Genomic DNA, 11,497 nt, shown 5'->3' on the forward strand with positions numbered 1-11,497 from the left:
AGTTGTTGCCTCATCGCTGGGTGCCACCGCAATAGGGGGTTGGTCGGATGCTTACCATATTATTAATATTTTGAACACTAGGATATTGAGGTGTATGCTACTTAGCAATCAATAATCCTACAGTAACTTCAAAACAATACTCATCTTTGTTAGTGATATTGACCGTCCCTTTATGAGCATTAGCAATAGCCTGAACGATAGATAAACCCAAACCTGATCCTGAATGGTGCTGGCTAGTTTTATCATGACGATAAAAGCGCTCAAACAATCGATCTGCTTCGCTTTGGTTTAGAGGTTTTTCTAGAAGGTTAGTAAAAGTTATCTCTAGCCAAGATTGCTTCGCGGTTTGAGTGTTACTTTGATCGTCTTCAAGCATCTTATAATTATTAACGGAAGTATTTGGAGTGTTGACAGTGGCTGATATTGTGACGACGCTATTACTAGCGGCGTAGTAGATCGCGTTTGATAGCAGATTAGCAAATAGCCTTTGTAATAAACCTTCATCGCCTAATACTGCCTTAAAATCTCCTAATTTTACAAAAGTTATTTTACGATCCTCGGCAATCATTTCAAAGTAATCTAACAGCTTATTGATTAGGACCTCAGTATCTACAGTAGTCACTTGCGAATCACTCAGTCCTTTTTGGGTTTTTGCTAGCAGTAGCATGTTGTTAATCATCGCCGATAATTGCTCTAAGGTGTCATGTTGCTGATGTAATTGTTCGACATATTCCTCTTCCTCTCTAGGCTTATTTAACATGACTTGCGTTTGCGTAATCAGCGTCGCTATTGGCGTGCGTAGCTCATGCGCGATATTGTCTGAAAATCGCGACAACGACTCAAAATTGCTTTCAAGCTTAGCCATCATCGAGTTATAGGATTCTGCTAAAGGTCTTAGCTCTAATGGCATATCATTAACTATTACTCTTTCGCTCAATCTTTCAGGATGAATACCTTTCATCCTTTGCACGATAGTGGATAAAGGGGCAAAACCCCAATACACGCTTAAGGCTGCTATTGAAACCAACAGTAGTGTGATGGCAAATAGGATCAGACTAAGTTGACGGTTAAACTGTAATAAATACTGATGATGCACGTCAATGGGTAAGGCGATAAGGGCAAGCATGTCATCGTCTCCAATAACCATAGCTCGATAACGTCTGTCTTTAATATTTATTACAAACTGTCTGTCATCATGATTTTGCTGTAATGATAATAGGTTAAAGTCGGCACTTAATTCATTAGCAAAGTTTTTGGGAGTACTAGATAGCAATCGCCCCTCTTTATCAGCAATGATAGTTTTTAGATCGTAATCTAGCGCTGATGAATGCAGGTGATCATCATTTTCTGTGGCTATTGTAGGAAGTAGATTTGAAGAAGCTTTCGAGCTTAGCGGTTGTTGAGTGTTTGATGGACTTTGAGGCTTAGGTAGTGTCTGAGAGGCTATTTGGTTATCCGCCTCTGTTACGCGCTTACGTAGATTAAAGGCTGCGTGGGTAATGATTTCAGCATCCATTTGCTCAAAATGGCCTTTAACAGAGTGCTGTACCCAGATATAGATTATCAACTGCGATAAAACGACAAATATCGTCAATAAAAACACAGTTCGCCATAGTAAGGGTAAGCGTCGATTGTCCAATCTATTTATCATATTGGCTATCTTCCGTTTCGCTGGCAGCTTTATTACTAGCTGAAACGTCGACAGCATCTAATCGGTAGCCCATGCCACGCACAGTATGAATTAGCTTGGTATCAAACTCATCGTCTATTTTTATACGCAGACGTCTTATTGCCACATCAATCACATTAGTATCGTTATCAAAGTTCATATCCCATACTTGTGAAGCAATGATTGAGCGTGGTAATACTTCACCGCGGCGCTCTAATAGAAACTGTAATAGGGAGAACTCTTTTGCGGTTAGTTTAATGGGCGTGTCTCCTCTATGTACAGTGCGCTTGGCAATGTCCATTTTGAGATCCGCTATTTGCATGAGCGTACTTTTATAGTCGGCTTGATTGGCGCGTCGTAATAAGCTTTTTATCCTGACTATTAACTCTGCAAAGGCAAAAGGTTTGGTCAGATAATCATCACCGCCAATCTCAATCCCCTTGATTTTGTCATCTAAATCATCTTTTGCGGTTAGAAATAACACTGGCGTATGCTTGCCAGCCGCTCGGTAATTACGTACTAGCTCAAAACCGCTAACATTAGGCAGCATAACATCCATGAGTATCACGCTAAACTCTTCAGTCATCATAGCATGGTAGCCATCTAAACCTGTCAGCTGATGATCAACAATGAAGCCTGCTTCACTTAAGCCTTTTTTTACATATTCGCCGAGTTTTAATTCATCTTCTACTAGTAGTACTTTCATAGTAATCCTTCAATATAATTATGATTTTATAATACCCAAATCAATATAAATGACAAAACGGACTGGTATCTGACAAAGATGTCATGCGCTCGTCATCAAATGGTCAGTCTTCGTTTGTTAATCTATACCTATAGTACATAGCGGCTCATTCTTGATACGAGTAGCTACTATGAATTATTACTACAGGTAATTAGTTTCAATATTTAATAATTTATTAAGGATGTTATATGAAAAGCTATCGTTCATTCAAAAAAGTGGTGCTGCTATCCGCTTCGATGCTTATCGGTATATCAGCAGCTAATGCGCATACTACCAATCTAAGCACTTCAATTATCGATAATTGCGATAACTTAACTACGTTTGCCAGAAATCTAGATCACAATAACGCGCAGATGTCTGATGCTCAAATGAAAAGCTATGTTGATGCACGAGTCGCTTGCCAAGTTCAGCATCAAGATCAACATCTGCAGTCTGAAAAGTATTTTATAAAAAAATATGGTAGCGATCGTGATAGAAATGCTGATGCCATACTAAATGAATACGTGCAGCATTAAAATATAAAAGTAGCAAGATGACAATATTGTCATCTTGCTGTCATCTCTCTGTCAGAATCAATAAGTTATGCTTTAGACTGAATTAATATCCTAAAGCTTTATGTACCCTCAACTAAATCAATTAAGGATTAACCATGTCACTCTTTAAATCAAAGTCTTTACCTAAAGCAATCGTAGCCACTGCCGTCGCTCTAGTCGTTTCAACCTCAGCTCTAGCACATGATCCTAAAATGCACGCTGAAAAAGATCAGATGAACTGTGAAAAAATGGAAAAGCATATGCAAATGATGCAAAAAATGGATCATAGCAAAATGGATATGAACGATCCCGCTATGAAATCAATGATGGCTAACATGGGTAAAATGAAACAAATGTATCAAAAGCACTGCGTAACAGATAAAAGTGACTCTTAAACATTGATTTTATAAATCCTTTATTACTGCTAGATAGTTTCATCAATCAGTAATAAGGGTTTGTAGGAAATATTTGTAGACGCTAAGAGTAGGGTATTAAAGAAAATGGATTTTAGGATAAACCCATGAAGTTTTTACTAGGAGTACTTTTCACTGTCGTGGTCGCTATTGTTGGTGTCTTTACTGTGGTTATGAGTGGTGTCATTAATATTGGCGCTGATCAAGGACATAGTCCATTGGTTTATAATTTCTTGGAGACGGCTCGCACCCGTTCAATAGCCTACGCTAGCAAGGACATTATTGTTCCAGATTTAGAAAAAGTAGAGATGATTAGCTCAGGCGGTGCCGATTACAAAGATATGTGCGCAGGCTGCCATTTGTCTCCTGGGGTAGAGAGCACTGATTTTAGTGAGAGCCTATACCCTAAGCCACCTAATTTCACTAATGCGCAAGTAGTTGATCGTTATAAAACGGATGCAGGAGCTCAGCAAAGTTTTTGGGCGATTAAGCACGGTATTATGGCATCAGGCATGCCAGCATGGGGTGCTTCTCATGACGATGATAGAATGTGGGCAATGGTCGCTTTTATTAGATCACTACCTGAGTTAAATGAGAATCAGTATACCATGCTAACCACTAGACTGGATGATGACATGATGGATATGTCACTGAATAGCGACATGATGGATATGTCAGAAGGTGGAGCTGGAATGCAGCATTAATTCTTCCATATTCCTTTATAAAAGCGCAGTGCTAAATAGTGCTGCCTTTTGGGATTTAAACTTTGCCTATACTACACTTAGTTATAGGGTATAAATCTTTAGAAGGTTCAACAGATAAGCAGACGCTTAGGAGTAAGTTATGAGACGCTATATAAATATAATGGGCAATGGACATAAAAAGGTATCAGCTTCTGCTCTTTTACTAGTAGCAACGTCAACAGTAATGGCTTGTAGTCAGCCCGATACTAGTGTTTCAAATTCTACTCAAACTGAGCCAACGCTTGCCACCAAAAGTGCTCAAATAGAGCAACCACAACCGCAAATGATGTCTGTCAGTGCTAATTCAGGTACTGGGTCGACAATTCTACAAAACGTCTCGGCTACAGTTTACAAAGATGCTAATTGTGGCTGCTGCAAAGAATGGGTAGGCTATGCCGAAGGTCATGGTCTAAGCGCAACTGCGCAAGACGTTACAGATTTATCTTTATTTAAAGAGCGTTACGGTGTCCCGCAGCAAATGCGCTCTTGTCATACCACCGTCACTACTAATGGTTATGTTTTTGAAGGTCACGTTCCTGCCAAATACATGGCACAGTTTCTAGCCAATCCGCCAACTGATTCCATCGGTCTTGCGGTACCGAGTATGCCAGTTGGTAGTCCGGGCATGGAATATCAAGATAAATTTATGCCCTATAAAGTCATGCAATTGAACAAGGATGGCAGCACTCAAGTGTATGCGGCTATTGAGTCGCCAGCGCAGCAGATGTAGTTCTATTAATAAGTTATCAGATATATAAGTTCAACTCTCATTTCATGGATTAACTTAGGTCAATATTATGAATAAAAACAGATTTAACCGCAGGCGTTTTTTGACAGGGTCATCCACCTTGCTCGGCGCGTCGATGCTATCCACACTACCGACGATGGCTAATAGTGCTTTAACTAAAAGCCAAAATGTCGTAGTCAATAGTGATAGAGCCGATCACATTGTACCTATACTAACGGGTAATGAATTTGATCTTTATGTCAGTGAGAAGATGATAACGGTCAACGGCAAGTCAAGCATGGCAACGCTGATAAATGACTCACTGCCTGCGCCAACGCTTAAGATGCAAGAAGGCGATACGGTCACCATTCGAGTCCATAATCAGCTGAATGAGTCGACCTCTATTCACTGGCATGGCCTCTTAGTGCCGTTTGAGATGGATGGCGTACCGGGTATCAGCTTTGATGGTATTCCTGCGGGTAGCACCTTCACGTACAAATTTAAACTGACACAGTCAGGCACTTATTGGTATCACTCGCATACTGGCTTCCAAGAGCAGACCGGTATGCGCGGGGCTATTGTGATTGAACCTAAAGGGCGCGAACGCTATCCTATCGAGGAAGATCACGTTATCCTGCTTAGTGATTGGACGCATCGCGATCCGCATAATCTGCTAAAACTACTTAAGCAGCGTGCTGACTTTGATAATTATCATCTGCCAGACTTTAAAAAGCTATTGTCCGATATTGCCGCTACGGATCTTGAGGCGGCTTATGATAAACGTAAAATGTGGAACCAGATGCGCATGATGCCGACTGATTTTACTGATTTATCTGGTGAGACCACGTTTACTTATCTTATGAATGGTAAAACGACAGCGGCGAATTGGTCGCAATTGGTCAAAACAGGTCAGCCGGTCAAACTACGCTTTATCAATGGCTCCGCGCAGACCATATTTGATGTGCGCATTCCAGGGCTCAAAATAAAAGTGGTCGGCACCGATGGTAATGATGTCGCGCCCGTTGATGTCGATGACTTCCGTATCGGTGTGGCTGAGACTTATGACGTCATCGTCACCCCAACCCGTGACGCGCATACCATATTTGCCCAAAACATCGATCGCACCGGCTTTGTCGCAACCACGCTTGCCACTAAAAGAGGCGCTCGCGCTGCCATACCTGCTATGGATGATGTTGAGTGGCTAACTATGTCCGATATGATGGGGGCTATGGGTGCTAATGGCTATGATGCCCGTCATGCTAAGACCGAATATGACTTTAAGACAGATATGCGCGTCGATAGTCCACGGATGAATCTCGATGATCCGGGTATTAATTTGCGTGATATTAATCGTAAGGTTTTAACCTATAACCAACTGCATTCTGTTGGCAATGAAATAATGGCCGAGCAGCGCAAGCCCACTCGAGAGATTGAAATACATCTAACCGGTAATATGGAGCGCTATATCTGGGCGTTAGACGGTATTATGTTTAAGGACGCATCGCCTGTTAATATCAAACCGGGCGAGCGTGTGCGTATTACCTTAGTCAATGACACTATGATGAACCACCCTATGCATCTGCATGGTATGTGGAGCGATTTGCGCACGCCTGATGGCGATTTTCAAGTTCGCAAACATACGATAATGGTGCAGCCAGCGCAAAAGATTAGTTTCGATGTCACAGGTGAGGCGGGGCGCTGGGCTTGGCATTGCCATCTGCTGTATCACATGGAAGCGGGCATGTTTCGAGAAGTTGCCGTCATTTAACCCTTTAAATATGAGCCTTATTATGAAAATGTATAAAGTAGGTCTACCGTTTATTGGCATATCATCTTTGCTGTTATTACTGTCACCTGTAGCAAATGCCGCTGACATGCCCGATATGGATCACGGCAACATGGATATGTCGAATATGGACATGTCGAACATGGATCACAGTGGCATGGATATGTCAGATATGGATATGTCGAGTATGGATCATAGTGGCATGGACATGTCAGGTATGGATCACAGTAGTATGGACATGTCAGGTATGGATCATAGCAGTATGAATATGGATATGTCTGGAATGCAAGGCGGCGAACCACCTCCTAATGCTCGTAGTCCCGACTACTCAAATGGTGTTCCCTATGGTCGCTTTGGTAAGCCTGTGATGATGGGTAGCTTACCGTTATGGGGCGTATCAGTAGACGATCTGGGCTATCAATTTGACGATGATCAAATCAATTATGAGTTTGATACGTGGTACGGTACAGACAGCAACCGCGTAACGCTACGTAGCGAAGGTAGTATCCAAACTAAAGATGATAAAGAAATTGATAGCTTAACCTCACTATCTTACTGGAAGCCACTTAGTATTTTTTGGAATGGGGAAGCCGGTGTTGCTTATGATACCGAAAATGATAAATCTGCCGTGATGGCTGGTATTGCAGGCACTGCACCTTACTTCATCGAAACCGATGCTAGAGCTTATTTATATACTGATGGGCAAGTTCGTCTAGATCTAGGTGCGGAGTATGAGTGGCGCTTAGATCAACATTGGGTAGTGATTCCAGAAGTAGAGCTGACGGCATTTAGCAAAGATGATACAGATAACCATATTACTAAAGGCTTTAATGAGTTTGGGGCTGACGTTAGGCTTACTTACGAGATGTTAAGTCGTCAGCTCGCGCCTTATGTGGGTATCAGCTATGAGACCGCTTTAGGCAACGCAAGAGATTTGCGACGTCAAGAAGACGAAGCTGTTGATTCTAGTAGCGTTACAGCTGGTGTGAAATTTTGGTTCTAGTGTTAACCATGTAAGTAACAACAGTTTATAACACTAGCTCTAAAAAAAGGCGCCTCTTTATTTAGGTGCCTTTTTACTAAATTAAGGACAAGAATATGAATAACCATATGGATAATAAACAGAAGCAAATGAACCCTTATGTAAAGTTCACAATCATGATTTTAACATCGACAGTCGTGATGTTTATCATGATGTATTTTAATACTTATCAATGGGATCACGTTTATTTTAGCGAAACCAGAGCTTATATGGCGTTATATATGGGCGCTATGATGGCTATTATTATGCTCGCCTTTATGACCAATATGTATAAAAAGACTAAGGTCAATCTAATGGTTTATGGGATTAGTGTCGTGCTATTTGCCTTTGGTTTATGGGGCGTTAGATCACAACAAACGGTCGATCAAGTGGATTGGATGCAGGCGATGATACCGCATCACTCGATTGCTATTTTGACCAGTTCGCGTGCTGATATCGAAGATCCACGTGTACGCCAGCTTGCTGATGACATTATCGAAGCACAAAAGCGTGAAATCGGTGAGATGCAAGCACTTATTGATGAGTTGGAATAATATATTATGATACCAATAAGTAAGCTCTTCTTTAAAAACTATTTACTATATCGCGTCTTTTAATTCTAACTATACCTACTCCTTACTTCAAAAATAACCTGTAAAACTGAAGTTCTACGAAGAAATAGATTAAGGTCGAATAAGTATGAAGCAAGATAGAACGACTCGCTATCAGAAGGATAGTTTGACATTATCAGGAACAGTTATGCTAGGTACCGGTGTCATGATCGGTGCTGGTATTTTCGCTCTGACCGGTCAGATGGCTCAGATGACGGGTTCGCTTTTCCCACTTGCTTTTCTAGCCGCCGCAATCGTTGTTTCTTTTAGTGCCTATTCTTATATCAAAATCTCTAACGCTTACCCGTCGGCTGGCGGTGTTGCAATGTACCTGCATCAGGCATACGGAGATCGTTTACCGACTGGATTTAATGCCCTGCTGATGTATTTCTCCATGGTTATAGCGCAGAGCTTTTTGGCCCGGACGTTCGGGTCATACACTATGCAGTTATTCGGTGGCGATGACAGCGGTCGCATGGTATCCATCCTTGGCGCCGCGCTTATTCTTGCTGCGTTCTTTATCAATTTACTTGGTAATCGTTGGATTCAGGGGGTTGCATCGGTTATCGGTATTATAAAAATTGTCGGTATTCTTATATTCGGGTTGGTTGGTATCTGGCTAGCTGATAGCTTTGCAGTTGATTCTTCTACATTAGGTGACACTAATACTGTTGGTGACTTTCTTGGCGCAACGGCGCTAGGCATACTGGCATTTAAAGGCTTTACCACGATTACCAACAGTGGCTCGGAAGTAAAAAATCCTCATCGCAACGTCGGCCGTGCCATTGTAATATCAATCGCAATATGCGTAGTTATTTACACTCTAGTCGGTTTCGCGGTGTCTAGTAATCTATCTCTTGCCGAAATCATCGAAACTAAAGATTACTCCTTGGCTGCCGCCGCACGCCCAGCACTTGGCGACTATGGTCTATGGTTCACAGTTGCAATCGCAATGGGAGCTACCGCTGGCGGCCTCCTTGCTAGCATCTTCGCAGTCTCTCGTATGCTTGCTATGTTGACTGAGATGAAGCTGGTGCCTCATCGTCATTTGGGAATGCCGGGAAGCGTTCAAAAACATACGTTGGTCTATACTGTGGTGTTGGGTTTAGCTTTTACGACGTTATTTGACTTATCACGAATTGCAGCGCTTGGCATTGTTTTCTATCTAATTATGGATATCGCCATTCATTGGGGTGTTTTGCGATACCTTCGTCAGGATATAAAGGCGGTGATGTGGGTGCCTATAGTGGCCATACTTCTTGACCTGTTGGTTCTCGGCGGTTTTGTCTGGATTAAACTAAACTCAGATCCATTCGTACTTGGCGTAGCAGTCGTCACTATTGTAGTGATTGCTGTGGCTGAGCAGGTTTACCTGAAATCTTCAGCGAGGAAAAAAGCTATCGAAAAAGATACGCTTGCAGACCATCATTGACAGTAACATCAAAGAGTTTACAGAAAATTGTTTGGTTAAAAATTGCATAGATTTAAGCGTCTGCTTACTATCTTCAAGAATTGATTTCATGCAATACGATATTCATAAAGACAACAGGGAAAGTAAGCTATGAATGAGTCATTTAATCACGCTGGAACTTGGGGTCTCGCACTAATTGTTATTGTTCTGATTTCTTGGTTCTTTTACCGTTATTTCGCACCAAAGAACTGGCGTGAATGGGCGGGTGCTGGTGTAGTTCAGGCTTTCATTATTGCACTTTACGCAGAAATGTATGGCTTTCCGCTCACTATATATTTATTAGTACGGTTTTTTGGTTTGGACAGCCAATATGTCAGCGCTAGCTTATGGTCGACCCTTGTTGGTTTAGGTGAGACAGGCATGATGATCTCAATGCTACTCGGCTATGCTATTGCATTTTTAGGAGTCGGTCTTTTTGCTCAAGGTTGGCGCCAAGTCCACAAAGCACGAGGGGAAAATCGTTTAGTAACTGATGGACTCTATGCCTACGTACGTCATCCTCAGTACACCGGGTTGTTTATTGCACTGTTCGGTGAGGGTGTGGTGCATTGGCCAACTCTGTTTTCAATCGGTCTGTTTCCAGTGATTGTGCTTGTATACACATGGTTAGCTCGACGTGAGGAACGGCATATGTTTGAAGAGTTTGGTAAAGACTACCTTGCTTACAAACAGCAAGTGCCAATGTTTATTCCTCAATGGGGTCAATGGCGTCAACTTGCCGCCGCCGCACGAGTTAAAAAGTAATATCAATACAGGATAAAGCTTTAATTCATACAAATCCTTAGAGTTAGCATGGTTAGATACGATTGGTTATCTTGAGCTTGAACCACATCATACAATAGTGAGGATTACTAAGATGGTCAAATCAAACTTAACAACAAGTACTTTAAGGATTGCCCCTGTTGGCAATAGTGTATCGTTGTTTCTACTTATTAGTTATCTATTATGCATAGGGTTTGGTTTACTCGCACCCGAACAGATAGCGATGCACGAAGCTTGGGCACCTCTACTACCTGGCTTTGAGTGGTTAACATGGACAGGTTTTCTAATTGGACTTGTAGAATCATATCTTTACGGTTGGTATTTCGCCATCTTGTTCGTGCCACTATATCGTTGGTTCGCAAAATAGGTCGAAGGTATTAGTGTATTAATAGTCAGCAAACCTTTTCAATTTGAGTAAATCGATTGCGCTAGTATTTATTAGTAGAATCAAGTGGATTGGATGCAGGCGATGATACCGCATCACTCGATTGCTATTTTGACCAGTTCGCGTGCTGATATCGAAGATCCACGTGTACGCCAGCTTGCTGATGACATTATCGAAGCACAAAAGCGTGAAATCGGTGAGATGCAAGCGCTTATTGATGAGTTGGAATAGGCAGTCACAAATTTTGAGCACTTTGTATTAGGTGTTATTAAGTAAGCAGACTATTGAGAGGTGTACGTTCACACACTAGTACTATATCATTACTTATACTAAGGAAATAACAAATAAGGAGTCCTTGTAATGGTTATTATGATGCACGGTATGATGAACGGGACTATGCACGGCATGATGAATGGATCGATGCACGGTATGGGTTGGGGAGAATCTATTGTCTCCTTATTGTTTACAGTACTGGTTTTTGCGGTACTGATATTGACTATTATGGCCTTACTCAAATATTTGCGTAATAAAGATTAAGTTCCAATTGAAACTTAATTTTCGAGATATCTAGATTAGTAGGGTGTGTATAGAATTCAAATCAGGGGCAACCAGATAAAGACACAAGCGAGCA

General features: G+C 41.7%; 13 protein-coding genes and 1 pseudogene. 12 read left to right on the top strand and 2 right to left on the bottom strand.

Going from position 1 to position 11,497, the window contains the following annotated elements; genetic code table 11:
* Positions 1 to 97 precede the first annotated feature (97 nt).
* Positions 98 to 1,651, bottom strand: a complete 1,554-nt coding sequence (locus L0G63_RS12230; RefSeq protein WP_301450914.1) for an ATP-binding protein — start codon at positions 1,649 to 1,651, stop codon at positions 98 to 100.
* Positions 1,641 to 2,375, bottom strand: coding sequence for a heavy metal response regulator transcription factor (locus L0G63_RS12235; RefSeq protein WP_301450915.1), 735 nt, complete (start codon positions 2,373 to 2,375; stop codon positions 1,641 to 1,643). The genes L0G63_RS12230 and L0G63_RS12235 overlap by 11 nt, the downstream gene beginning before the upstream one ends.
* A gap of 227 nt (positions 2,376 to 2,602) precedes the next feature.
* Between L0G63_RS12235 and L0G63_RS12240 the strand changes: the two genes are divergently transcribed.
* The 12 genes and pseudogenes from L0G63_RS12240 (at position 2,603) to L0G63_RS12295 (ending at position 11,403) form a co-directional block, all read left to right on the top strand.
* Positions 2,603 to 2,929 (top strand): hypothetical protein, encoded by a 327-nt coding sequence (locus tag L0G63_RS12240; protein WP_093068413.1) that lies wholly within the window; start codon positions 2,603 to 2,605, stop codon positions 2,927 to 2,929.
* Between the two features lie 134 nt (positions 2,930 to 3,063).
* Positions 3,064 to 3,342, top strand: coding sequence for a hypothetical protein (locus L0G63_RS12245; RefSeq protein WP_193006275.1), 279 nt, complete (start codon positions 3,064 to 3,066; stop codon positions 3,340 to 3,342).
* A gap of 125 nt (positions 3,343 to 3,467) precedes the next feature.
* Complete coding sequence (locus L0G63_RS12250; RefSeq protein WP_025645677.1) at positions 3,468 to 4,064, top strand: cytochrome c; 597 nt, start codon at positions 3,468 to 3,470, stop codon at positions 4,062 to 4,064.
* 139 nt (positions 4,065 to 4,203) lie between these two features.
* The gene (locus L0G63_RS12255) at positions 4,204 to 4,833 is read left to right on the top strand and encodes a DUF411 domain-containing protein (protein WP_025645678.1); all 630 of its coding nucleotides are present in this window, start codon (positions 4,204 to 4,206) and stop codon (positions 4,831 to 4,833) included.
* A gap of 67 nt (positions 4,834 to 4,900) precedes the next feature.
* Positions 4,901 to 6,598: a copper resistance system multicopper oxidase gene (locus tag L0G63_RS12260; RefSeq protein WP_298735714.1), complete on the top strand. Its 1,698-nt coding sequence runs from the start codon at positions 4,901 to 4,903 to the stop codon at positions 6,596 to 6,598.
* A gap of 22 nt (positions 6,599 to 6,620) precedes the next feature.
* Positions 6,621 to 7,619, top strand: coding sequence for a copper resistance protein B (locus L0G63_RS12265; protein WP_301450916.1), 999 nt, complete (start codon positions 6,621 to 6,623; stop codon positions 7,617 to 7,619).
* Positions 7,620 to 7,714: 95 nt separating this feature from the next.
* On the top strand, positions 7,715 to 8,191 hold the full coding sequence (locus L0G63_RS12270) for a DUF305 domain-containing protein (RefSeq protein ID WP_037059145.1): 477 nt from the start codon (positions 7,715 to 7,717) through the stop codon (positions 8,189 to 8,191).
* 145 nt (positions 8,192 to 8,336) lie between these two features.
* Positions 8,337 to 9,680 (top strand): APC family permease, encoded by a 1,344-nt coding sequence (locus tag L0G63_RS12275; RefSeq protein WP_301450917.1) that lies wholly within the window; start codon positions 8,337 to 8,339, stop codon positions 9,678 to 9,680.
* Between the two features lie 129 nt (positions 9,681 to 9,809).
* Positions 9,810 to 10,463, top strand: coding sequence for an isoprenylcysteine carboxylmethyltransferase family protein (locus L0G63_RS12280; protein ID WP_068037334.1), 654 nt, complete (start codon positions 9,810 to 9,812; stop codon positions 10,461 to 10,463).
* Positions 10,464 to 10,575: 112 nt separating this feature from the next.
* On the top strand, positions 10,576 to 10,848 hold the full coding sequence (locus L0G63_RS12285) for a DUF5676 family membrane protein (protein ID WP_227685533.1): 273 nt from the start codon (positions 10,576 to 10,578) through the stop codon (positions 10,846 to 10,848).
* Between the two features lie 78 nt (positions 10,849 to 10,926).
* A pseudogene (locus L0G63_RS12290) lies at positions 10,927 to 11,097 on the top strand (DUF305 domain-containing protein); the annotation flags it as partial.
* Positions 11,098 to 11,247: 150 nt separating this feature from the next.
* A complete protein-coding gene (locus L0G63_RS12295) occupies positions 11,248 to 11,403 on the top strand; it encodes a hypothetical protein (RefSeq protein WP_201555241.1) in 156 nt (51 codons plus the stop codon).
* The last annotated feature ends 94 nt before the right edge of the window (positions 11,404 to 11,497 follow it).

This window comes from Psychrobacter sp., from assembly GCF_030454045.1.
Classification (GTDB): domain Bacteria; phylum Pseudomonadota; class Gammaproteobacteria; order Pseudomonadales; family Moraxellaceae; genus Psychrobacter.